Here is a 24,174-nt window from a genome sequence, read left to right on the forward strand (position 1 = left end):
GGGTTACGCCACCTTCTGACGCTGCGGTGCCGCTGCCGGCGCCACCTGCGTGGTCTGGAACTGCTTGAGCTCGGCGTGGCGCGAACGCTCGATGCGCTCGACCTCGGCCGCCGGGACCCAGTAGTCCACGTTACGGTCATAGGCGCGGTAGATGAAGGCGCCGATCATGCCCAGCAGGCCGGCAGCCGCCAACCACCAGATGTGCCACACCAGGGCAAAACCCAGGACGGTACCGAACGCGCCCATGACCACACCGACGCCGGTGTTGCGGGGCATATGGATGTCTTCGTACTTGGCAGGTTGCACGTAAGCGACTCCGTTTTGTTTGTCTTCCCAGAACTGGTCCAGCGCGTGGACCTGGGGCAGCGATGCGAAGTTGTAGAACGGCGCCGGCGAGCTGGTGGCCCATTCCAGGGTGCGGCCACCCCACGGGTCGCCGCTGGGATCGGTGAGCTTCTTGCGGTCGCGGATGGAGACATAGAACTGCACGAGGGTGCAGAAGATGCCGACCGCAATGACCGCGGCGCCAAGCGCGGCGACGATCAGGAACGGCTGCCAATCCGGGTTGGCGTAGTGGTTCATGCGACGCGTCATGCCCTTCAGGCCGAGCACGTACAGCGGCGCGAAGGCCATCCAGAAACCGACCAGCCAGCACCAGAACGATGCCTTGCCCCAGAACTCGTTGAGGCGGAAGCCGAAGGCCTTCGGGAACCAGTAGTTGATCGCCGCGAACACGCCGAACACCACGCCACCGATGATCACGTTATGGAAATGCGCGATCAGGAACACGCTGTTGTGCAGGACGAAGTCCGCACCCGGCACGGCCATCAGCACGCCGGTGACGCCACCGATCACGAAGGTGACCATGAAGCCCACCGTCCACAGCATCGGCACGTTGTATTCCACGCGGCCGCGATACATGGTGAACAGCCAGTTGAACAGCTTGGCGCCGGTGGGCACCGAGATGATCATCGTGGTGATGCCGAAGAAGGCGTTGACGCTGGCGCCCGAGCCCATGGTGAAGAAGTGGTGCAACCACACCACGAACGACAGCACGCCGATGCACGAGGTGGCGTACACCATCGACTTGTAGCCGAACAGCGGCTTCTTGGAGAACGTGGCGACGATTTCCGAATACGCACCGAAGCACGGCAGGATCAGGATGTAGACCTCCGGGTGACCCCAGATCCAGATCATGTTCACGTACATCATGGCGTTGCCGCCAAGCTCGTTCGTGAAGAAGTGCATGTCCAGGTAGCGGTCGGCCGTGAGCAGCGCCAGCGTCACCGTCAGGATCGGGAACGCGGCCACGATCAGGATGTTGGTGACCAGCGCGGTCCAGGTGAACACCGGCATCTGCATCAGCTTCATGCCCGGCGTGCGCATCTTCATGATGGTCACGATGAAGTTGATACCGCTCAGCGTGGTGCCGAGACCGGACAACTGCAGCGACCAGATGTAGTAGTCGACACCCACCGTCGGGCTGTATTTGATGCCCGACAGCGGCGGATACGCCAGCCAGCCGGTCGCGGCGAAGTCGCCGACAAACAGCGAGACCATCACCAGCACCACGCCCGACATGAACAGCCAGAAGCTGAGCGAGTTCAGGAACGGATAGGCCACGTCGCGCGCGCCGATCTGCAGCGGCACCACCAGGTTCATGAGACCCGTGATGAACGGCATCGCCACGAAGAAGATCATGATCACGCCGTGGGCGGTGAACACCTGATCGAAGTGGTGCGGCGGCAGGTAGCCGGCGGCATCGGATGCTGCCATGGCCTGCTGCGCGCGCATCATGATCGCGTCGGAGAAGCCACGCAGCAGCATGACCAGCGCCACGATGACGTACATGATGCCGATCTTCTTGTGATCCACCGAGGTGAACCACTCCTTCCACAGGTATCCCCACAGACGGTACTTGGTGACGATGGCGAGCATCGCGATGCCGCCGAGAATCACGGCAGCGAGCGTGCCCATCACGATCGGTTCGTGATACGGGACCGCGTCAAGGGTGAGCTTTCCAAACATGGCTTACTTCTCTGCCTGGGTCGGGGAGGTGTTCGAGGACATGGCATCCCCGCCCTCGTGGTGGTGCATGTCCATCTGCATGCTTTCCTGCGGCGCGTCGTGCTGCATCTGCATCTCGCCGTGCATGGCGGCGTCATGCGACATCTCGCCCATGTGCTTGTTGACCACGCTGCCGAACAAGCCCGGCGTCACGTTGCCGTAGTAGGAAACCGGCGTCTTTTCGCTCGGCGTGGCCAGCGTCTTGTAGCCCTCGGCATCCAGCGTCGCCTGCGAGGCCTTGGCCTTGGCGATCCAGTCCTTGAAGCCGTCTTCCGAGGTCGCAATGGCCTGGAAGTGCATGTCCGAGAAGCCTTCGCCGCTGAAGTTGGTCGAAAGGCCGGCGTAGTTGCCCGGCTCCCGCGCGATCAGGTGCAGCTTGGTTTCCATGCCGGCCATGGCGTAGATCTGGCTGCCCAGCTGCGGGATGAAGAAGGCATTCATCACCGAATCGGAGGTGATCTGGAAGTTCACCGGGCGATTGGTCGGGAAGGCCAGCTCGTTGACCGAGGCCACGCCGTATTCCGGGTAGACGAACAGCCACTTCCAGTCCATCGACACCACCTGCACCGTCACCGGCTTGGCGTCCGATTCCAGCGGCTTGTACGGATCGAGCGCGTGCGAGCTCGTCCAGGTGATCACCGCCAGGATGGCGACGATGATGGCCGGGATGGTCCACACCACCAGCTCGATCTTGGTCGAGTGCGACCAGTTCGGCGCGTAGGTGGCGTTCTTGTTGCTCTTGCGATAACGCCAGGGGAACCACAGCGTCATCGCGATCACCGGGATCGCCACCACGGCCATCAGGCCCAGCGCAATCAGGATGAGGGACTTTTCATGGGAGCCGATATCGCCCTTGGGCGTAAGGACTTCCAGATTGCAGCCGCTGAGCAACACAGCGACGCCGACGCCTGCGTAGCGCAGGCGCGAAAAGAGGGCTTGCATGTTCACTGACTACCTGGGGTGCAGCGTGGGGACGCGGCATGGTAGCCATGTTAGGTTCGTGTTGGTACTTGTTTGAGACACAATGCCGCACATGCAACATTTTGCGCATGAGTCCGCGGCCACTTGACTAAAAAAAGCAAGTGCGTGCACCCGCATTCGACGGTCGACTTTGGTAGAAAACCGCAGAAATTTCGGCTTCCACTGCCCCTGCTACCATGCGCCGATGGAACCCACCACGCCCGCGAAACTGACCGCCCTGCGTCATGCCATGCTGCAGCATGACGTCGCTGCCTGCCTCGTCCCCTCGGCCGACCCGCATCTGTCCGAGTACCTGCCGGCACACTGGCAGGCCCGGCAATGGCTGTCGGGCTTCACCGGTTCGGCCGGCACGCTGGTGGTCACCGCCGATCACGCAGGCCTGTGGACCGATGGCCGCTATTTCGCCCAGGCGGCCAACGAGCTGGCGGGCAGCGGCATCGACCTGATGAAGCAGCGCGTGGCGCACGCGCCGGAACACATCGACTGGCTGCTGGAGCACCTTGGTGAAGGCCAGACGTTGGCCGTGGCCGGTGACAGCTTTTCGCTGACCGCGGCGCGGCAGCTGGAGAAGCGCCTTGAACGCATCGGCGCGCGCCTGCGCACCCACCTGGATCTTCCTGCCCTGATCTGGCCAGATCGCCCCGCCCTGCCCGCGGCGCCCGTGGTCGAACACCCCTTGCGTTACGCCACCCAGCCGCGCGGCGACAAACTGGGCCGCGTGCGCACCGCCATGCGCAAGCAAGGCGCCACGCACCATCTAGTGTCCAGCCTTGACGACATCGCCTGGCTGACCAACCTGCGCGGCAGCGATGTGGAGTGCAACCCGGTGTTTCTCGCCCACCTGCTGGTGCAGGCCGAGGGCCACGCCACGCTGTTCGTGGATCGCGGCAAGCTCACCGATGCGCTAGTCAGCGCGCTGGGCGCGGACCAGGTGCGCATTGCCGAGTACGCCACGGTGACCGATGCGCTTTCCGAGCTGGGTGAGCGCGATCGCCTGCTACTGGATGGCAACCGCGTGGTGGTGGCCGTGGCGGCCGCCATCCCGGCCAAGGCCACGCTGGTCGAAGCCGCCAACCCTTCCACCCTGCTCAAGGCGCGCAAGACCGAAGCCGAGCTGGAACATATCCGCGATGCGATGCGTCGCGACGGCGCCGCCCTCGCCCGCGCCTTCCGTCGACTGGAGGATCGCGTCACCGCAGGCATGACGCAGACCGAGCTGGACGTGGACGCCCTGCTGCTGGAGGAGCGCTCGGCGCAGCCGAACTTCGTGGGCGAGAGTTTCTCGACCATCGCCGGCTACCAGGCCAACGGCGCATTGCCGCACTACCGCGCCACACCCGAAGCCCACAGCACGCTCAAGGCCCAGGGCCTGCTGCTGGTGGATTCCGGCGGCCAGTACCTGGGCGGCACCACCGACATCACCCGCGTGCTGGCACTGGGCGAAACCACCGCCGAACAGCGCCGGGATGCCACCCTGGTGCTCAAGGGCATGATCGCGCTGAGTCGCGCCCGGTTCCCCAAGGGCGCCAGCGGTCCGCAGCTCGATGCGCTGGCACGCGCCCCGCTGTGGGCCAGCGGCATGGACTTCGGTCACGGCACCGGCCATGGCGTGGGTTACTTCCTCAATGTGCACGAAGGCCCGCACGGCATCCGGCCTCCCGCCTCGGGCGCCACCCTGGTGCCGCTGGACCCGGGAATGATCACCTCGATCGAGCCAGGCCTGTACAAGCCCGGCCGCCATGGCATACGCCACGAGAACCTGGCCGTGGTGATCGAAGCCGACAAGACCGAGTTCGGCGAGTTCTACGCCTTCGAAACCCTGACCCTGTGCCCGTTCGACCGACGCGCCCTGGAGCCCGGCCTGCTCAACCCCGAGGAACGGGCCTGGCTGGACGACTACCACGCCACCGTGCGCGCCGCCCTGTCGCCCCTGCTGGAAGACGCGGACCTGGCCTGGCTGGAGCGGCACTGCGCCCCGCTCTGAGACCTTATTAATGTAGGAGCGCACTTGTGCGCGACCCGAGGACACCCCGGCGCCGGTCGCGCACAAGTGCGCTCCTACAAGGACTTCCGGAAACGCTTGACCTCCCCGCCCGCTCAACCCATCCTCCCCGCCTTGACCAGCCTGAACGCCCTCGCATGAGCAGTCGCTACAACGCCGCCGACATTGAAGTCCTCTCCGGTCTTGACCCGGTCAAGCGCCGCCCCGGCATGTACACGGACACCTCCCGCCCGAACCATCTGGCGCAGGAAGTGATCGACAACTCGGTGGACGAGGCCCTCGCCGGCCACGCCAAGTCCATCGAAGTGATCGTGCACACCGATGGCTCCGTCGAGGTCTCCGACGACGGCCGCGGCATGCCGGTGGACATCCATCCGGAAGAAGGCGTGCCGGGCGTCGAGCTGATCCTCACGCGCCTGCACGCGGGCGGCAAGTTCTCGGGCAAGAACTACAACTTCTCCGGCGGCCTGCACGGCGTGGGCGTGTCGGTGGTGAACGCGCTGTCCAATCGCGTGGAAGTCACCATCCGCCGCGACGGCAATGAATACCGCATGGCCTTCGAGAATGGCGACCGCGCCAGCGAACTCGAGATCATCGGCTCGGTGCCGAAGAAGAAGACCGGCACCACCGTGCGCTTCTGGGCCGACCCGAAGTATTTCGATTCACCGAAGATCTCGCTGGGCAAGCTGCGCCACCTGCTGCGCGCCAAGGCCGTGCTGTGCGCCGGCCTCAACGTGAAGCTGGTGGATGAAGCCACCGGCGACGTCAACGAGTGGTACTACGAAGACGGCCTGCGCGATTACCTGCGCGACGAACTCTCCAGCGCCGAAGCGATTCCCGCCGAACTGTTCGTGCACCACGTGCAGCGCGAAGCGGACGGCCTGGACGTGGCGCTCGCCTGGCTGCCGGAAGGCGAGCTGGTGCAGGAAAGCTACGTCAACCTGATTCCTACCGCGCAGGGCGGCACCCACGTGAACGGCCTGCGCTCGGGCCTCACCAATGCCATCCGCGAGTTCTGCGACATCCGCAACCTGCTGCCGCGCGGCGTGAAGCTGGCGCCGGAAGACGTGTGGGAGCGCCTGGCCTTCGTGCTGTCGGCCAAACTGCAGGATCCGCAGTTCGCCGGCCAGACCAAGGAGCGCCTGTCCTCGCGCAACGCCGCCGGCATGGTCGAAGGCGTCATCCACGACGCCTTCAGCCTGTGGCTCAACCAGCACGTGGACCTCGGCGAACGCATCGCGCAGCTCGCCATCGAGCGCGCCAGCGCGCGCCTGAAGGCCGCCAAGCAGGTCGTCCGCAAGAAGATCACCCAGGGCCCCGCCCTGCCCGGCAAGCTGGCCGACTGCACCGCCACCGACCTTTCCCGCACCGAACTCTTCCTGGTGGAAGGCGACTCGGCCGGCGGCAGCGCCAAGCAGGCGCGCGACAAGGAGTTCCAGGCGATCCTGCCGCTGCGCGGCAAGATCCTCAACACCTGGGAAGTGGAATCGGGCTCCGTGCTCGCCTCCGAAGAAGTGCACAACCTTGCCGTCGCCATCGGCTGCGATCCGGGCAAGGAAGATCTCTCCGGCCTGCGCTACGGCAAGGTGATCATCCTCGCCGACGCCGATTCGGATGGCCTGCACATCGCCACCCTGTTGAGCGCGCTGTTCCTGCGCCACTTCCCGGCACTCGTGCGCGAGGGCCACGTGTTCGTCGCCATGCCGCCGCTGTTCCGCGTGGACGTGGGCAAGCAGGTGTTCTACTGCCTGGACGAAAACGAGAAGAACGCGATGCTCGAGCGCATCCAGCGCGAGAAGATGAAGGGCCAGGTCAGCACCACCCGCTTCAAGGGCCTGGGCGAGATGAACCCGGGTCAGCTGCGCGAATCGACCATCCACCCGGACACGCGCCGCCTGGTGCAGCTGACCGTGGATACCGACGACGGCACGACCAAGCTGATGGACATGCTGCTGGCCAAGAAGCGCGCCAGCGACCGCAAGGCATGGCTGGAAGAAAAGGGCGACCTGGCCACGCTGGAAGTCTGATGCGTCACTCCCTCCCCCCTTAGGGGCGAGGGAGTACTGACCCACATCAACGCAACGCTCACGCGCCGTCGCTAGACTGCGCAGATGCACGCCGCCTGGACCCGTCTCGCTGTCCAAACGCTTGAAGCCGAGGCCCATCGCTCGGCGGATACGCACCTGATCCGCCTGGATCTTCCCGCCTTCCCCGGCATCCCGCTCTATCTCAAGGACGAATCCGTCCACCCCACTGGCAGCCTCAAGCACCGGCTGGCGCGCTCGCTTTTCCTCTACGCCATCTGCAATGGCTGGCTGGAGGAAGGCCGCCCGGTGATTGAAGCCTCCAGCGGCAGCACCGCCATCTCCGAGGCCTATTTCGCCAGGCTCCTCAACCTGCCGTTCTTCGCCGTGATGCCGCGAAGTACGTCACGGGACAAGGTCGCTCAGATCGAGTTCTTCGGTGGCCATTGCCACTTCATCGACGATACGGACGTCTACGGCGCGGCGCAGCGCCTGGCCAGCGAATTGGGCGGCCATTACATGGACCAGTTCACCTATGCCGAACGCGCCACCGACTGGCGCGGCAACAACAACATCGCCGAGTCGATCTTCCGCCAGATGCAGCGGGAGCCCGACCCTTCGCCACGCTGGATCGTGGTGCCGGCCGGCACCGGCGGCACCTCCGCCACCATCGGTCGCTATATCCGCTATCGCGCCACGCAGGCGGACCGCACGCAGTTGGCCGTGGTCGATCCGGAACATTCGGTGTTTTACGACTACTACTACAGTCGCGACCCAAACCTGCAGCTCTCGCGCGGCTCGCGCATCGAGGGCATAGGCCGTCCGCGCGTGGAACCCTCGTTCATTCCCGGCGTCATCGATCGCATGCTGCGCATTCCCGACGCCGCCAGCATCGCTGCGCTGCGCCTGCTGGAAACCCTGCTTGGCCGATGCTGCGGCGGCTCCACCGGCACCAACCTGGTGGGTGCGCTGCAACTGATGAGCGAGATGAACAGCCAGGGCGAACGCGGCCCCGTGGTCACCCTGATCTGCGATGGTGGCGAGCGCTACAAGGGCAGCTACTACGACACCACCTGGCTGGCGCGCGAAGGCCTGCAACAGCCCGACGTGCTGTCCCGGCTCGAAAGCGTGGTTCGGGACGGCCGCTGGATCGACTGAACGGGGGTGCTTACACTCCACTCTTCTGGCCCACTGACGGAATGCCCATGGCCCTGACACCGCCGATCGACCTTGAGCGCTGGATCGACGAACACCGGCATCTGCTGAAGCCGCCGGTGGGCAACAAGTGCATCGTGGACGGCGACTTCATCGTAATGGTTGTGGGCGGCCCCAACGCGCGCACGGACTTCCACTACGACGAAGGCCCCGAGTTCTTTTATCAGCTGGAAGGCGAGATGGTGCTGAAGGTGCAGGATGAAGGCACGCCACGCGACATCCCCATCCGCGCTGGCCAGATGTTCTATCTGCCGCCCTGCGTGCCGCACTCGCCGCAACGCATGCCCGACTCGATCGGCCTGGTGATCGAGCGCCGCCGCCTGGCCGGCGAGAAGGACGGCTTGCTGTGGTTCTGCGAGCGCTGCAACCACAAGCTGTACGAGGAGTATTTCACCCTCGACAGCATCGAGCACGACTTTCCGCCCGTGTTCGAACGCTTCTATCGTTCGATCGATGCCCGCACCTGCGTGGAATGCGGGCACCTGAACCCGGCTCCCGCCAAGTACGCCTGATACTGACTATTGCCGGTGGGAGCGCACCCTGTGCGCGACGGGTCATGCGATAGCCTGCAACGCCAGTCGCGCACGGGGTGCGCTCCCACAGGTCATCGAAGGGCTTTGCTCAGCCGCGCAGCAACCACTTCCCCGCCATGCGGCGCAGCGATTCGTCACCGGCCGGATCCGCGGCGATCTCGCGAATTGAGCGCCACGCCAGCGCGTGTGATTCCTCGCTGACTTCAAACGATTCGCTGGCACCTGCACGCACCACGTAACGCACGTCGTAGTGCCAGTGCTCCGGCTCCTGCCCGCGCGCAGGAATGCGGTGGCGATCGAGATCGAACGGCGTCGGCTCGACGCTCAAGCCGGCAAGGCCGGACTCCTCTTCGGCCTCACGCAGGGCCACCCGTGAAAGATCGATGTCGCCATCGGCATGGCCACCCAGCTGAAGCCAACGCTCCAGCTTCTTGTGATGCGTCAGCAGCACACGTTCTCCGTCGGCGCTGACCAGCCATGCCGACCCGGTGAAGTGTCCCTCGAGGTTCTCGCGGACAAATCCATGCACGCCGGCTTCCAGCTGCTGCACGAAACAGGACGTATCGGTTTCATTCGGCCATTGCCGGGCGTAGGCGAGGAATTGCTGAAGCAGTTCAGTCACGGATGACAGGATCCTTGGCGATTATCGGTCTGCCGGACACAGAGTCGGCCTGCACATTATTTCAGGTTGCGCCGCTGTCGGCGTACGGGAAGCGATCTCTAGCATCAACCACGTCCACAGCTTGTGGTCGACCACGTCTTGATAGGGACACGTCTGATGCGCCGGTCCGCGACCATCCTGCTATCGCTCCTTGCCTGCCCTGCCATGGCAAGTACGCAGGAAGCCAACTTCACCGGCCCCCTGATTACACCCAATGCGTCAACGCTCCCGGCCGGCATGGTTCTCGTCGAACCCTATGTGATGTACACGGAGACCCACGCGAACTACGACGCACAGGGCGACCGCCACACCGACCGGCCCGGAACCCATCAATGGCTGCTGCTGGTACCCGTCACGCTCGGTATCGCGCCCCGCTTCAATATCCAACTGACCGGTGGCGCCGCGTACAACGTGTCGGGCAGATACCACAGCGATGGCGCCCATCTGGCGGATACCACGCTCACCTTCCAGTACATGTTTTTCGCTCCCGCAGCGGACGGAAGCGGCACTGCCGTCTCAGCCAGCTACGCGCACGTCTTTCCTTCAGGGAAATACGATCGGCTCGACAACAACCCACTCAATGCCACCGGCAGCGGTGCGTCGGTCGATCGTCTGGCCCTGTTCGCACAGCGGTTGTTCTGGCTCGATAACGGACATCCGTTGCGCGTCCGCGCGCAGCTGGCATGGAGCCCCGCGCCGGCACGCGTCAACCTTGATGGCATGAGTGCGCATGGCACCTCCCAGGTATTCCAGGGCTGGGTCAAGCCAGGATCGTCAATGGGTGCCACGGCCGCCATCGAGTACGGGCTCGACCAACACTGGGCGCTGGCCGCCGATCTCGCCTGGAGTCACCAGCGCAGCGGCACGCTGCAGGGAGCGGACTGCTGGCCCGACTCGTACGAGATGGTCGCGCAACGCAAACCGGTGAGCTGGACCTACAGCATCGCGCCCGCCGTGGAATACAACGTCAGCGGAAACCTGGGCTTCATCGCCGGTGCGCAGGTCAGCCTTGGCGGGCACAGGAGCGCGGCCTACGTGACTCCACAGGTTGCCGTAAACATGGTGTTCTGAAGGTGCTGCTGCGCAACACAGATCGCTCGGAAAACCGCGTCGCACGGCCAATCGTGCGCGATGCGCGCGGGCCGCCGAGGCATCCGCAACGCAGCTTGTGCCTCTGCACCCCGCTGGGCTATGGTGGCCTGTCGTCGCAGGGGAAGCGACGTAATGACCATGGCTGACGTCACGGTCTCACGCTCTATAAAAAACGATAGATCCGGTGGTAGGGGAGAAACATGCTGAAAAACCTGTTCGCGACGCATCCGATCCAGGCGTCGCCACACGTCGATGCCGGTGAATTGCCGCACGACGGCCTGCAAGGCGAAGCCAGCCTCAAGCGCGTACTGACGGCAAAGCACCTGGTGACGCTCGGCATCGGTGCCGTGATCGGCGCGGGTATCTTCGTCATCACCGGCCAGGCCGCAGCGGAACATGCCGGCCCGGCACTGATCATCAGCTTCATTGTCGCCGGCATTGCCTGCGCATTCGCCGGCCTGTGCTACGCCGAATTCGCCGCGATGATCCCGGTCTCCGGCAGCGCCTACGCCTACTCGTACGCCACGCTCGGCGAAATCGTCGCCTGGTTCATCGGCTGGAACCTCGTTCTTGAATACCTGTTCGCGGTAGCCACCGTGGCGGCAGGCTGGTCAGGCTATTTCAACGAATGCCTTTCCATCCTGGGACACTGGACAGGCATGTCGCTGGCCCTGCCCGACTATCTTTCCAGCGCGCCGCTCAAGTTCACCGAGGGGCACCACATCGTCACCACCGGCGCCATCCTCAACCTGCCGGCCGTGCTCATCGTCAGTGCGCTGACCTGGCTGTGCTACGTGGGCATCACGCAATCGACCTTCGTCAACTCGCTGATCGTGACCATCAAGGTGCTGGTCATCGCGCTGTTCCTGATCTTCGCGTTCCGCTACATCAACCCGGCCAACTGGCATCCGTTCATTCCGCCGGAAGAAGGCCCGGGCCGCTTCGGCACCAGCGGCATTTTCCGCGCTGCCGTGCTGGTGTTCTTCTCCTACGTGGGCTTCGACGCCGTGTCGACCGCGGCAGGTGAAGCGAAGAATCCGCAGCGCGACATGCCGATCGGCATTCTCGGCTCGCTGGCTATCTGCACCGTGCTTTACATCGCGATGGCACTGACCCTCACCGGCATTGCGCCGTACCACATGCTGGGTACGCCGGAGCCGGTGGCCACGGCCCTGAGCCTCTATCCCCAGCTGACCTGGCTCAAGGCCATCGTGTCGTTCGGCGCGCTGGCGGGCCTGTCATCGGTGATCCTGGTGATGCTGCTGGGCACCTCGCGCATCTTCTTCAGCATGGCGAGGGACGGACTGCTGCCCAAGGGCATGTCCAGCGTGCACAGCAAGCACCGTACGCCGCACGTGGCCACGATCATCGCCGGCGTCACGGCGCTGGTGATCGCTGGCCTTTTCCCGGTGAGCATCCTGGGCGAACTGGTGTCGATGGGCACCCTGCTTGCCTTCACCACCGTCTGCATCGGCGTGCTCATCCTGCGCTACACCCGTCCGGAGCTGCCCCGTTCGTTCCGCGTGCCGGGCGGCACCGTGGGCGTCTGGCTGGTCTGCGTGCTTGGCGCCCTGATCTGCCTGTATCTGTTCTGGCAGTCGTTCCGTGCCAACTGGCCCCTGATGCTGGGCTGGACGGCAATCGGTATGCTTATCTATGTGATCTATGGGTATTCCCATAGCAAGCTCCGCAAGCAAAACTCCTGATCCGACACGAAGGGCCGGCCCAGCGCCGGCCCTCTCGTTTTGACCCGCGCCTCCCGCAGCACCCAGGTCGACGCATGCTCAAACAGTTATTCGCCCGCAAAACCGATTTCTCCGACGCCGACGACGCCTCCCACGGCCCTACCCTGCGCCGCACGCTTGGCCCCTGGGGCATCACCGCGCTGGGCATCGGCGCGGTCATCGGCACCGGCATCTTCGTGGTAACCGGCCAGGCCGCAGCGGAACACGCCGGCCCGGCGGTACTGATCTCCTTCATCCTGGCGGCGATCTGCAGCGGCTTCACCGCGCTGTGCTACGCCGAGTTCGCCACGCTCATCCCGATCTCGGGCAGCTCCTATTCGTACGCTTACGCGACGCTGGGCGAGCTGGTGGCCTGGTTCATCGGCTGGAACATGGTGCTGGAATACGGCATCTCGGCATCCGCCGTGGCGGCAAGCTGGACCGGCTACTTCACCAGCATGCTTGACCAGGTGGGCATCCACCTGCCCATCGCGCTGACGGAGGCACCACTCGCCTTCACCGACGGCCATCTGGTGGCCACCGGTCACCTGATGAACCTGCCGGCGGTGGCCATCGTGCTGGCACTGACCGCGTTGTGCTACGTGGGCATCAAGGAGTCGTCCGGGCTCAACGTGCTGATGGTGGCGCTCAAGGTGGGCCTGATCATCATCGTGGTGGTGGCCGGCTATCGCTACGTGGATCCCGCCAACTGGCACCCGTTCATCCCAGCAAACCAGGGCGACGGCAAATACGGCTGGTCGGGCATCATGCGCGGCGCCGCCATGGTGTTCTTCGCCTACATCGGCTTCGAGGCCACCTCGACCGCGGCACAGGAATGCAAGAATCCACAGCGCGACCTGCCGTTCGGCACACTGGTTTCGCTGGTGATCTGCACCGTGCTCTACCTGGCCATGGCCGCGGTGCTGACAGGGCTGATCTCCTACACCGAGCTGGGCACCAGTGAACCGGTGGTCACGGCCATCAAGAACCACCCGCAGCTCGGATGGCTGCGCTGGGTGGTCGAGATCGGTGCGCTGATTGGCCTGTCCTCCGTCATCCTGGTGATGATCATCGCGCAGCCGCGCATCTTCATGATCATGTCGCGCGACGGCTTGTTGCCGAAGGTGTTCAACCGCATCCATCCCAAGTACCGCACGCCGCACATCAACACGGTGATCACCGGCCTTGGCATTGCCGTGCTTGCGGCAGTATTCCCGCTCGACCTGCTGGCCGACCTCACCTCGATGGGCACGCTGATCGCCTTCGTGGCGGTGTGCGCCGGCGTGCTCATCCTGCGCTACACCTCGCCGCAGCTGCATCGCGGTTTCCGGGTGCCCTGGGCCTGGTTCATCTGCCCGGCCGGCGTGATCAGCTGCCTGGCCCTGCTCTACTTCATGAGCTGGTTCAACTGGTTGCTGATGATCATCTGGACGGTCATCGGGCTGGCCATCTACTTTGGCTACGGCGTACGCCACAGCCGGCTGCACAAGCGCCCGAACCCGGCATAAGGCGGATTCGGCGGCGATTTGACGCCAACGTCGCCGAAAACCTCCCCGGAGGCTACATCACCTCCGGGGAACGAATGATCCCCCCTCGGCGATTATTCGTGAGGCCCAGTCTTTAATGATTTCCTAAGTCTTTGTTTTTTATCGTTTTAACGAGACTTTTTCGAGAAAATCTTGGGGCCTACGGGCCCCAAAATGCCCCGCCAGGAGTATCATCTGTGCTCCGTGGGTTGATCACTTGGCAGTGGGCCCCGGATTGCCGCCCGGCGCGTCAGGCGGGTCAGCTCCTCGGCCTGACGCGTCTGGGCAGCATCTTCTCTCTCACCGAGTTCTTCGGTTCGAGTTCTCCTTCGACACATGCGAAAAGCGCGATAGGCGCCGCCTGATGGCGTGAGTGTTCGCGTGCGTGATGATCGTGTCGTGGAAAAGAAAAGGGCCGGCATGCATGCCGGCCCTCGGTTCGCTTGCTTGGCTGAAGCGATCAGGCTTTCTTCGGAGCGTGCGACACGCACCAGCCCTTGGCATTCACGGCCTTGCCCGGGAACAGCTGGCACGGGCCATAGCCGGTCGCGCCGCCGGAGTAGAACTGGCAATTGGCGCAATCGTCGCCGGCCTTGTGCTTCGCGTCGGCGGTCTTGCTGGCGTCCTCGACATAACCCAGCGCCTTGGCAGTCGGATCGGAATCGGCCAGGTGCGGCAGGTCGGCTGCGCGCGACACGCGCGGCAGGGTACCGATGACCGCGGCAGCGACAGCCGTCCCGGCTGCAGCCTTGAGAAACCGGCGACGCGATTCGATATCTTTCTCGTGCGACATGGGTCCAACCTCCGTCGTGAAGCATTCATGTTCGCCACGCCCGTGACGAACGATCTCCCGATCCTACTAGCCCCGCCGGTAAGTGGTGAGAATGGATCGCATTTTCGGCCTATGCCCTGAAACGGGCGTGGTATAGTGTCAAACCATTTGGACGTCCATACACCATGAGCCAGGCTCTTCCCGCCACCATTTCGCCAGCGCTGTTCGCCGAGCGTTCCGACGCCATCGCCGATGCCGCGCGCGAGCTCGCCGCCGCCGGCTGGACGCCTGCCACCAGCAGCAACTTCTCGATGCGTATCGACGGCGATCACGCCGCCATCACCATTTCGGGGCGTGACAAGGGCAAGCTCGGCCGCGACGACATCATGTTGATCGACATGAATGGCAAGGCGGTGGGCACCAGCGCCCGCCCCAGCGCCGAAACGGATCTGCACACGCAGATCTACCGCCGTTATCCCGAGATCAACGTGGTGCTGCACACCCACTCGCGCACCCAGAGCGTCGCCTCGCGCCTGTTCGCGAAGGACGGCGTGGTGAAGCTGGAGGGCTGGGAGCTGCAGAAGGCCATTGCCGGCGAAACCACCCACGACGCCGAACTGTCGATCCCGGTGTTCCCCAACACGCAGCACATGCCCGAGCTGGTGGCCCAGGTCGATGCATGGCTGGACAGCGGCCGCCCGCTGCACGCGTACCTCATCAATGGCCACGGTATCTACACCTGGGGCCGCGACATGGCCGAGACGCGCCGCCACCTGGAGGCGCTGGAATTTCTGCTTGGTTGCGAACTCGATCTCCGGAGACTGTCTGCATGAGCCGCCTGCGCATTTTCAACGACACCCAGCCCCAGTCCCCGCTCTCGGTCCATACCGAGCACGTGGATATCGCCCACGAACTGTCGAAGATCGGCGTGCGCTTCGAGCAGTGGGACGCCAGCCAGCCCATCGCCCCCGGTGCCAGCCAGGACGAGGTGATTGCGGCCTACCGTGGCGACATCGACCGACTGATGGCCGAAGAGGGCTACCAGGCCGTGGACGTGATCAGCCTGAAGCCCGATCACCCGGAGCGCGCCGCGCTGCGCCAGAAGTTCCTTAGCGAGCACACGCACAGCGAGGACGAAGTGCGCTTCTTCGTCGCGGGCGCCGGCCAGTTCACCCTGCATGTGAACGGCAAGGTCTACGACGTGCTGTGCGAACAGGGCGACCTGATCGGCGTACCGGACGGCACCCGCCACTGGTTCGACATGAGCGAATCGCCCTACTTCGTGGCCATCCGCCTGTTCACCAACAAGGATGGCTGGGTGGCACAGTTCACCGGCGAAGAGATCGCCACGCAGTTCCCCCGCATGACGCCGCACGCCTCCGCCGAGGCCGCCTGAGTGCTCACCCGGCCGGCCACCGGCCGGAGCGGTGAACCCCATCATGAACCGCGGCACCGCCCCTCGCTCCCGGGGGGCGGCGCCGGGTAAGCTTGTCGCCCCCTGTCCCGGCCTCCCCGCATGACCGTCATCCGCGCCATCGTCACCGACATCGAGGGCACCACCAGCTCGATCAGCTTCGTGAAGGACGTGCTGTTCCCGTACGCCCACAAGCGCCTGCCCGCTTTCATCGAAACGCACGGCGACACCCCGGAGGTGCAGCACTGGCTGCACGAGGCGGCCAAGGAAGCTGGCATCGTCGAGGCCCCTCGCCAGGAAATCATCGAACTGCTGCTGCGCTGGATCAAGGAAGACCGCAAGTCCACCGCGCTCAAGGCGCTGCAAGGCATGATCTGGCAGGAAGGCTACGCCAACGGCGAATACCAGGCGCACGTCTACCCGGAAGTGTCGGCCAGGCTGCACGCATGGCGCGGCGAGGGCCTGCACCTGTACGTTTATTCGTCAGGCTCGGTCCCTGCACAGAAGCTGTTCTTCCGCTACAGCGAGGCGGGCGATCTCACGCCGATGTTCTCCGGCTATTTCGATACCGAAACCGGTCCCAAGCGCGAGCGCGTTTCCTATGAGCGCATCGCCGAGGCCATCGGCGAGCAGCCGGCGCACCTGTTGTTCCTCTCCGACATTGTCGAAGAGCTGGATGCCGCGCGCGCCGCGGGCTACAGCACGGGCTGGCTGGTGCGCGAGCCGATGGCGATGCCGGATGCGCCGGCCCACCCTGCCTACCGCACGTTCGACGACATCGTCGTCTGATCGTCACGAGCCCCGCCATGCGTACTGCCCTGACCGCCCTGCTCGCTTTCGCAGCCGGCGTATTGCTCATGGTGGGCCTGTCCCATCACGCAGCCGGCCCGGCGAACGGTAATGGGCAGGCGCAGCCGGCACCGGCAGCATCGGCTCCCGCCCCGCCCAGCTCCACGACCACGGACGAAGACAACTCGACCGCCGATAACTGGCCCGCACAGGCCCCGTCGCCGGAACAGGTCATGTACGCCCAGCGCAACATGGTGCACAAGGCACTGGCTGAACTGGGCCCGCGCACGCCGGGGCGTCCAAACCTCTATGTGGTGGCGTTCGGCGCCGACGGCGGCGAAGACGTGTTCCGCAACGAAGCCGAATACGCCGCAAAAATGTTCCCGCAGCGCTTCGGCGCGGATACGCATGTGGTCGTGCTGGAGAACAACCCCGGCTCGCTGGAGAAACATCCGCTGGCGAGCTGGAGCAACCTCGAGGAAACGCTCGACGGCCTCGCCAGCCTGATGAAGCCCGACGAGGACATCCTGCTGCTCTACCTCACCACGCACGGCGACGAAGACCACAACCTGCTGGTGGACATGGATCCGCTACCGCTGGACCAGATCGGCGCCAGCGACCTGTCGGACATCCTCGCCAAGCGTCCCTTCAAGTGGAAGGTAGTGGTGGTGAATGCCTGCTACTCCGGCGGCTTCGTGCCGCCGCTGCAGGGCCCCGGCACGCTGGTCATCACTGCCGCCCGCGCGGATCGCAGCTCGTTCGGCTGCGGCAGCGACTCGGACATCACCTACTTCGGGCACGCGTGGCTGGTCGACGGCCTCAACCGCACGCCGGATTTCATGGAAGCCTTCCGCCTGGCCTCCAGTGAGATCTCTCAGTGGGAAGCCAAGGACAAGCTGACCCCCTCGGAGCCGCAGATGAGTGTCGGCAGCGGCATTGCCGAGCAGCTCGCCCTGTGGCGCAAGCACATCACGCCCGGCGCGGCTGTACCGTTCAAGCCGGCGGTGCCGGCCACGCTGCTCAATCGCCCCACCGAACCACGCTGACCTGCCGGTTACGCGGGCACGGGACTCCGCGCCTGCCAGATCCATCGCTCCGCACTGAGCGGACCGTTCGGTCCATCCAGCGGAAACAGCACGGCGCTGCGTGGCGCAACCCGCAGCACCGTGCCCGCATGCAGCCCCAGGCGAGACAGATCCTCGCTGGCCACGTCGGCCTCCAGCGCCAGGTCGAGCGAGGCGACATGCAGATCCAGATGCGCCACGCTGCCCGCCAGGTAGACATGACGCAGATGCGCCTCCCAGGCCGGCTGTGACGGTGGCACGGCCAGGCGCAATTGTTCCGGCCGCACGTACGCCACGGCCTCGCCAAACCGCCCCTGCCAGGGATCGTCGCCCAGCCCCCAGCTGCCCGCACCCAGGCCACCGGCATCACGTCGCACCGTGAAGCGGTTGACCTTGCCGATGAACTCGCACACGAATGGCGTGGCGGGCTGGTGATAGATCACTTCCGGCGGGCCCACCTGCTCGATGCGTCCGTTGTTCATCACGGCGACGCGATCGGCCAGTTCCAGCGCCTCTTCCTGATCGTGGGTGACGAAGATGGTGGTGAGCTCCAGCTCTTCATGCAGCTCGCGCAGCCATCGACGCAGATTCACGCGCACCTGTGCGTCCAGCGCACCGAACGGCTCGTCGAGCAACAGCATGTCCGGCTCGACCGCCAATGCGCGCGCCAGGGCCACGCGTTGCCGCTGGCCACCGGAAAGTTGGGTGGGATAACGATGCCCCATGCCATCGAGCTGCACGCGCTGCAACAGCCTGTCCACGCGCGCGCGGATCTCGCTGCGCGAAGGGCGGGAACGCCACGGCCGCACGCGCAGGCCGAAGGCCACGTTCTCGATCACGGTAAGGTGGCGAAACAGCGCGTAGTGCTGGAACACCATGCCGATGCGACGTTCACGTGCCGGCGTGGCCAGGAAGTTTTCGCCATTGCCCAGCACGCTGCCGCTGTCGGGGTAATCCAGCCCGGCCAGGATGCGCAGCAGGGTCGTCTTGCCCGAGCCGGAGGGCCCCAGCAGGGCCAGGAACTCACCCGGCGCAATGCTCAGGCTGACATCGTCCAGCGCCTGGAAGCCGGCGAAACGACGATGGAGTCGGGACAATTCAAGCAACATGCCGTTCCCTCAATGACCGCCGGGCGCATGGGCGGCAATCTCGTCGCCATAGCGCCATTCCAGCAGCGTCTTCACCGCCAGCGTCACCAGTGCCAGCAGGGCCAGCAGGGAGGCCACCGCAAAAGCGCCGACGTACTCGTACTCGTTGTACCGCATCTCCACCTCCAGCGGCATCGTGGTGGTTAGCCCACGGATGTGGCCCGACACCACCGACACCGCGCCGAACTCGCCCATGGCGCGGGCATTGCACAGCAGCACGCCGTACAGCAGCGCCCAGCGGATGTTCGGCAGCGTGACACGGAAGAACATCTGCCAGCCGCTGGCGCCCAGCACGCGGGCGGCTTCTTCCTCCTCACTGCCCTGCGCCTGCATCAGTGGAATCAGCTCGCGCGCAACGAACGGCAACGTCACGAAAATGGTCGCCAGCACCAGGCCGGGCACCGCGAAGATGATCTTGACGCCATGACGGTCCAGCCACGGACCAAACCAGCCCTGCGCGCCGAACAGCAGCACGTAGACCAGGCCCGAGACCACCGGCGACACAGAGAACGGCAGATCGATGAGCGCACCCAGCAGCGCCTTGCCGCGAAACTCGAACCGCGTCATCGCCCATGCCGCGGCAACGCCAAACAGCACATTCATCGGCACGGCGATCACCGCCACCAGCAGGGTGAGGTGGATGGCGGACAGCGCCTCCGGCTCCTTGATGGCTTCAAGATACGGCCCGACACCTTGCCGCAGCGCCTCGACGAATACCGTTGCCAGCGGCAGCAGCAGGAACAGCACCAGGAATACCACTGCCAGCGCGATCAGCAGCAGATGCACCAGCCGACGCGGCCAGGCCACCGGGCGTGAACGTGCCGGCGCACTCATGCGGCACGCTCCGCCCAGCGATGACTCCAGCGCTGCAGCAAGGCCACCAGCACCAGCAGGCCAAACGACAGCGACAGCATGGCCACGCCCAGCGCAGCCGCGCCCGCCACATCGAACTGTTCCAGCTTCTGCACGATCAGCAGCGGTGCAATTTCCGAGCGCATTGGAATGTTGCCGGCGATGAAGATCACCGAGCCGTACTCGCCCACCGCGCGCGCCAGCGCCAGCGCGAAACCGGTCAGCAGCGTCGGCGCCAGCATCGGCAGGATCACGCGGAAGAAGGTCTGCCAGCGCTGTGCGCCAAGGCTTTCGGCAGCCTCTTCCACATCGCGCTCCAGCGAAGCCAGCACGGGTTGCAGCGTGCGCACCACGAACGGAAAGCCCACGAAGACCATGGCGATGAAGACGCCCAGCGGCGTGTAGGCCACCTTGATGCCCAGCGGCTCCAGCCATCGCCCGATCCAGCCGTTGGGCGCGTACAGCGTGGTCAGTGCAATGCCGGCCACAGCCGTAGGCAGCGCAAACGGAAGATCCACGAGCGCGTCGAACAGGCGGCGCCCGGGAAAGCGGTAACGCACCAGCACCCAGCCCACCAGCAGGCCGATCACCGCATTGATCAGCGCCGCGACCACCGCGCCACCCACGCTCAGGCGCAGCGCCGCCAGGGTGCGCGGTGCCGACAGCAGCCGCACCAGTCCTTCAAAACCGATACCGGAGGCTTTCCAGGCCAGCGCCGCCAGCGGCAGCATGACGATCAGGCCGAGATAAATCAGCGCGTAGCCGAGGCTGAGGCCGAATCCCGGGAGTACGCGCCTGCGCATGATCTCAGCTTCCCGGCCCCAGCTGATCGAAAATCGCCCCATCGGCGAAGAACTTCGCCTGCACCTGACGCCAGTCGCCAAACAACTCGGCCAGGGTGAAGGTATGCGTCGCGGGGAACTGGCTGGCGTAGCGCGCGGCCACGTCGGCGGCGCGTGGGCGATAGAAGTTCTTCGCGGCGATGTCCTGTCCCTGCGGCGAATACAGGAACTCCACATAGGCCTGCGCGATGGCCCGCGTACCGTGCTTGTCGACATTGCTGTCCACCACGGCCACCGGCGGCTCCGCCACGATGGTCACCGACGGCACCACGATCTCGAAGGTATCGCCGCCCAGCTGCCGCTTCGCCAGCAGGGCTTCGTTCTCCCACGCGATCAGCACGTCACCCACGCCACGCTGCACAAAGGTGTTGGTGGCGCCACGCGCGCCCGTGTCGAGCACCGGCACGTGCTTGTACAGCTCCTTCACATAGGTCCGTGCCGTGGCCTCGCTGCCACCGGCCTGCTTGAGCGCATAGCCCCATGCGGCAAGGAAATTCCAGCGCGCGCCGCCGGAGGATTTCGGATTCGGCGTCACCACCTGGATGCCCGGTCGCACCAGGTCGGCCCAGTCCTTGATGCCCTTGGGATTGCCCTTGCGCACCAGGAACACGATGGTGGAGGTGTACGGCGTGGCGTTGTTCGGCAGCTTCTTCTGCCAGTCCTTCGCGAGCAGGCCGCGATCGGCAATGGCGTCGATGTCATAGGCCAGCGCAAGAGTGACTACATCGGCGGGGAGTCCATCCACTACCGAGCGCGCCTGCTTGCCTGAGCCGCCGTGGGACATCTTGATGCTGACGTCGTCGCCATGCTGCGACTTCCACTGCGCGGCGAAGGCGGTATTGATCTGCCGGTACAGCTCGCGCGTGGGATCGTAGGAGACATTCAGCAGCGAGGCATCCCCGGCACAGGCGGCGCCGGACAGCCACATGCCTGCCGCCACGAGCCATACCAGGATCGATTTCTTCATGACGCCTCCTGCGGAACGATGAAGCAGCAGACTAGCGTTGGCCGGCAAAGCTGCAAAATCGCAATATGTCATATCGTCATGTCGGGACCTTGCGCGACATCAGCCCATGGGTGGCCGATTTGCGCAAGGCGACACTGGAAGCCACGTTCACGGCAATTCGCTGGCACTCTCGCGCGACACCGGGCTTTGCTGCGACAGGCGCACCGCCAGCCGATGTGCCGCTACGCGAATCTCCGGCATGGCCGTACATTCCCACAGGTTGCCGCGTAGCAGCGAACCGATGGCATGCAGGCCCGGCACGGGTTTCCCCTCGCCATCCGTCAGCTGGCCATCAGGCCGGGCAAGCACGCCCAGTTGCAGCGGATCAGCAACCGCCAGGCCATCGCGCAACAGCTGTGACAACAGATCATGCGCACCGTAGGCCACCGCTGTATCCAGGCCCGTTGCCTGAATGACCAGGTCCGCCTCCAACGCGCTGACCAGCTGCGTGGAACGCTCGCGCAGGGTCACCTGCAGCGGCGCCGTGCCGTCCACGTCCAGCACGCGCGCGGCAAGCACCTGCAGGCGCCCTTCCTCCTGCAGCTGATAGATCGCCTCGCCGGTGGCCGGCGCCATGCGATGGCGTGCAGCCTCCCACACCCAGCGCGCGTGACGCAGGAACTGGCGTCGCCGTGGATGCGAAAGCTGCTGCCACAGCTGTGCATTGACCGGCCGCATGCCGTCGATGATGCTGCGCCATTCGGCATCGCCAGCGTCGCTCATGGCGGCGCGCACGTGGCGGAACATCGCCGCCGTGCCTTCGCTGGCAAGCAACGCACGATTGAGTTCTTCCTGCCGTGCATAAGGCGTCAGCGGCAAGGCGGCATGGGTGAACGGCAGCAGCCCGTGGCGCGATACCGCGACCAGTTCCGCATGCGGCCATCTGATGGCGGCGGACAGCAGCGTATCGACCGCCGTCAGGCCGGTGCCGATCACCATCACACGGCGAGGCGACTGCGGGTGGCGATCCAGCCGCCACGGGTCAAGCTCGTAGGCGCCGCCCGCCAGTGCCGTGGTCGACACGCTACGCAGCGGACGCTGCGCCAGTGCGCCCACAGCCAGCACAACCTCTCCCACTTCGAGCCAGCGATCGGCGCCTACACGAACGGCATAACCGCCGGGGCCACGCGACACCACTTCGCGGGCACTCTGGGGATGGATGCGGAAGCTGCGCCCGGCGCGACGCGCAGCGTCGATGCGCGCACCCACCTGGGCCTGGATGAAATCGCCGAACAGGCGACGCGGCAGGAAATCCGTGCCCTTGACCTGCCCCAGCTGGCGCGCGGCATGCTGGATGAAATCCTCGGCATGCTCCTGGAACACGCCCATCGCCGACGCACGCACGTTCAACAGGTGCTGGTCGTCACTGGTGCCATAGGCCACGCCACGACCCGGTGCGTGCTGCCCGACGATCCAGTGCACCGTACCGCCATCAAACCGCGACAAGAGCTCGCCAAATGCCGCTGCTCCCGCGGCACCACCACCGATCACTGCGATATCAGCCATAACGCGGTCCTCGATTGGGGGATACAAAACCCTCGCGACCTGCACGTGGCCGGTCACTATGCGCTGCATCCCCTTGAAAGAAATCCCAGGTGAAGGCTGCCTTCACATCCATTGGCAGCCGCATGACTCGTCCGCTCAGCGATCGACACCCCTCGGGCGCATCCAGCCGGCACCGGTTGGAGCGGAACCCTTCGGCAAGGTGTTCCCCAACCGGTACATGCGCCTTGGAAACAAGAGACCACAGCTGCCGTTAAGGCTGCGCTAGTCATCCGTGGACTTGTGGCGCGGCTTATGACCGGGAAGTTATGACGCCACGCGCACCGCGTGACGCTGCGCCAGCACGGCCGATACGTCCGACAACCCCAGCCCGCGCGCGCGCAAGGTCACGGCAAGGTGGTAGATCAGGTCGGCCGCTTCGCCGAGCAATGCCTCGTCGTCCTGCGCCACGGCCGCCAGCGCCGTCTCGACGCCCTCCTCGCCCACCTTCTGCGCCATGCGCCGAATGCCGCCCTCGAACAACCGGGTGGTGTAGCTGCCCGCCGGGCGCTCCGCGTGACGCTGCGCCACCAGTGCATCCAGCTCGGCCAGGAACCCCAGCGGCGGCACCGCCTTGTCGCCGAAACAGCTGCTGGTGCCGTTGTGGCAGGTCGGGCCGTGCGGCTCGGCCAGTACCAGCAAGGTGTCGGCATCGCAGTCCATGCGTACCGATTTCAGCTCCAGCACGTGGCCAGAGGTTTCGCCCTTGGTCCACAAGCGCTGCTTGCTGCGGCTGAAGAAGGTGACGTGACCGCTGTGCTGGGTCGCAGCAAGGGCTTCGGCATTCATGTAGCCCAGCATCAACACCTCGCCCGTCAGCCAGTGCTGGATCACCGCCGGCAACAGGCCGTCGCCTTTGGACCAGTCGAGTCGTGCGGGATCAAGGGTGATGGTGTTCATGGGCTGTCTCTCTGAAATCT

The 24,174-nt window shown here is 65.1% G+C and carries 21 protein-coding genes; 11 read left to right on the forward strand and 10 right to left on the reverse strand.

The genetic code is table 11. The features are described from left to right. Positions 1-3: 3 nt before the first annotated feature. On the reverse strand, positions 4-2,028 hold the full coding sequence (gene cyoB, locus H8F01_RS01070; RefSeq protein ID WP_187057259.1) for a cytochrome o ubiquinol oxidase subunit I: 2,025 nt from the start codon (positions 2,026-2,028) through the stop codon (positions 4-6). Between the two features lie 3 nt (positions 2,029-2,031). Continuing rightward, positions 2,032-3,009: a ubiquinol oxidase subunit II gene (gene cyoA, locus H8F01_RS01075; RefSeq protein WP_187057260.1), complete on the reverse strand. Its 978-nt coding sequence runs from the start codon at positions 3,007-3,009 to the stop codon at positions 2,032-2,034. A 223-nt stretch (positions 3,010-3,232) separates the two neighbouring features. On the opposite strand from cyoA, the gene H8F01_RS01080 reads away from it, so the two are divergent. The 4 genes from H8F01_RS01080 (at position 3,233) to H8F01_RS01095 (ending at position 8,801) form a co-directional block, all read left to right on the forward strand. Beyond that, complete coding sequence (locus H8F01_RS01080) at positions 3,233-5,032, forward strand: aminopeptidase P family protein (RefSeq protein ID WP_187057261.1); 1,800 nt, start codon at positions 3,233-3,235, stop codon at positions 5,030-5,032. 155 nt (positions 5,033-5,187) lie between these two features. After that, entirely contained in the window at positions 5,188-7,077 is a 1,890-nt protein-coding gene (gene parE, locus H8F01_RS01085) for a DNA topoisomerase IV subunit B (protein ID WP_187057262.1), read from the forward strand. A gap of 84 nt (positions 7,078-7,161) precedes the next feature. Continuing rightward, positions 7,162-8,232 carry a PLP-dependent cysteine synthase family protein gene (locus tag H8F01_RS01090; RefSeq protein ID WP_187057263.1) on the forward strand — a complete coding sequence of 357 codons (1,071 nt, stop codon included), beginning with the start codon at positions 7,162-7,164 and terminating at the stop codon, positions 8,230-8,232. Between the two features lie 47 nt (positions 8,233-8,279). Continuing rightward, positions 8,280-8,801 carry a 3-hydroxyanthranilate 3,4-dioxygenase gene (locus H8F01_RS01095; protein ID WP_187057264.1) on the forward strand — a complete coding sequence of 174 codons (522 nt, stop codon included), beginning with the start codon at positions 8,280-8,282 and terminating at the stop codon, positions 8,799-8,801. Positions 8,802-8,910: 109 nt separating this feature from the next. On the opposite strand, the gene H8F01_RS01100 is transcribed toward H8F01_RS01095, so the two are convergent. Then, positions 8,911-9,444 (reverse strand): NUDIX hydrolase, encoded by a 534-nt coding sequence (locus tag H8F01_RS01100; RefSeq protein ID WP_425490055.1) that lies wholly within the window; start codon positions 9,442-9,444, stop codon positions 8,911-8,913. 156 nt (positions 9,445-9,600) lie between these two features. On the opposite strand from H8F01_RS01100, the gene H8F01_RS01105 reads away from it, so the two are divergent. The 3 genes from H8F01_RS01105 (at position 9,601) to H8F01_RS01115 (ending at position 13,807) form a co-directional block, all read left to right on the forward strand. Beyond that, positions 9,601-10,554: a hypothetical protein gene (locus H8F01_RS01105; RefSeq protein ID WP_187057265.1), complete on the forward strand. Its 954-nt coding sequence runs from the start codon at positions 9,601-9,603 to the stop codon at positions 10,552-10,554. A 221-nt stretch (positions 10,555-10,775) separates the two neighbouring features. Next, complete coding sequence (locus H8F01_RS01110) at positions 10,776-12,281, forward strand: amino acid permease (protein WP_187057266.1); 1,506 nt, start codon at positions 10,776-10,778, stop codon at positions 12,279-12,281. Positions 12,282-12,355: 74 nt separating this feature from the next. Continuing rightward, positions 12,356-13,807, forward strand: coding sequence for an amino acid permease (locus tag H8F01_RS01115; RefSeq protein WP_187057267.1), 1,452 nt, complete (start codon positions 12,356-12,358; stop codon positions 13,805-13,807). Positions 13,808-14,285: 478 nt separating this feature from the next. Here the strand turns inward: H8F01_RS01115 and H8F01_RS01120 are convergent, their stop codons facing one another. Beyond that, positions 14,286-14,618 (reverse strand): high-potential iron-sulfur protein, encoded by a 333-nt coding sequence (locus tag H8F01_RS01120; protein WP_187057268.1) that lies wholly within the window; start codon positions 14,616-14,618, stop codon positions 14,286-14,288. Between the two features lie 164 nt (positions 14,619-14,782). Here H8F01_RS01120 and H8F01_RS01125 point away from each other — a divergent pair, with 164 nt between their 5' ends. From H8F01_RS01125 to H8F01_RS01140, 4 genes are all read left to right on the forward strand, one after another. Continuing rightward, positions 14,783-15,430, forward strand: coding sequence for a methylthioribulose 1-phosphate dehydratase (locus H8F01_RS01125; protein ID WP_187057269.1), 648 nt, complete (start codon positions 14,783-14,785; stop codon positions 15,428-15,430). After that, entirely contained in the window at positions 15,427-15,993 is a 567-nt protein-coding gene (locus tag H8F01_RS01130) for a 1,2-dihydroxy-3-keto-5-methylthiopentene dioxygenase (protein WP_187057270.1), read from the forward strand. The genes H8F01_RS01125 and H8F01_RS01130 overlap by 4 nt, the downstream gene beginning before the upstream one ends. A gap of 120 nt (positions 15,994-16,113) precedes the next feature. Further along, positions 16,114-16,800 (forward strand): acireductone synthase, encoded by a 687-nt coding sequence (gene mtnC / locus H8F01_RS01135; protein WP_187057271.1) that lies wholly within the window; start codon positions 16,114-16,116, stop codon positions 16,798-16,800. A 17-nt stretch (positions 16,801-16,817) separates the two neighbouring features. Then, the gene (locus H8F01_RS01140) at positions 16,818-17,846 is read left to right on the forward strand and encodes a C13 family peptidase (RefSeq protein WP_187057272.1); all 1,029 of its coding nucleotides are present in this window, start codon (positions 16,818-16,820) and stop codon (positions 17,844-17,846) included. An 8-nt stretch (positions 17,847-17,854) separates the two neighbouring features. Here H8F01_RS01140 and H8F01_RS01145 read toward each other — a convergent pair whose 3' ends face one another. The 6 genes from H8F01_RS01145 to hisIE form a co-directional block, all read right to left on the reverse strand. After that, a complete protein-coding gene (locus H8F01_RS01145; protein ID WP_187057273.1) occupies positions 17,855-18,973 on the reverse strand; it encodes a sulfate/molybdate ABC transporter ATP-binding protein in 1,119 nt (372 codons plus the stop codon). A 9-nt stretch (positions 18,974-18,982) separates the two neighbouring features. Next, on the reverse strand, positions 18,983-19,846 hold the full coding sequence (gene cysW, locus H8F01_RS01150) for a sulfate ABC transporter permease subunit CysW (RefSeq protein ID WP_187057274.1): 864 nt from the start codon (positions 19,844-19,846) through the stop codon (positions 18,983-18,985). Beyond that, positions 19,843-20,667, reverse strand: a complete 825-nt coding sequence (gene cysT / locus H8F01_RS01155; RefSeq protein WP_187057275.1) for a sulfate ABC transporter permease subunit CysT — start codon at positions 20,665-20,667, stop codon at positions 19,843-19,845. Before cysT ends, cysW begins: the two co-directional genes overlap by 4 nt. 4 nt (positions 20,668-20,671) lie before the next feature. Beyond that, the gene (locus tag H8F01_RS01160) at positions 20,672-21,673 is read right to left on the reverse strand and encodes a sulfate ABC transporter substrate-binding protein (protein ID WP_187057276.1); all 1,002 of its coding nucleotides are present in this window, start codon (positions 21,671-21,673) and stop codon (positions 20,672-20,674) included. 147 nt (positions 21,674-21,820) lie between these two features. Further along, a complete protein-coding gene (locus H8F01_RS01165) occupies positions 21,821-23,218 on the reverse strand; it encodes an FAD/NAD(P)-binding protein (RefSeq protein WP_187057277.1) in 1,398 nt (465 codons plus the stop codon). A 303-nt stretch (positions 23,219-23,521) separates the two neighbouring features. After that, the gene (gene hisIE, locus H8F01_RS01170) at positions 23,522-24,154 is read right to left on the reverse strand and encodes a bifunctional phosphoribosyl-AMP cyclohydrolase/phosphoribosyl-ATP diphosphatase HisIE (RefSeq protein ID WP_187057278.1); all 633 of its coding nucleotides are present in this window, start codon (positions 24,152-24,154) and stop codon (positions 23,522-23,524) included. Between the last annotated feature and the right edge of the window lie 20 nt (positions 24,155-24,174).

It is taken from the genome of Dyella telluris, assembly GCF_014297575.1.
GTDB lineage: Bacteria > Pseudomonadota > Gammaproteobacteria > Xanthomonadales > Rhodanobacteraceae > Dyella > Dyella telluris.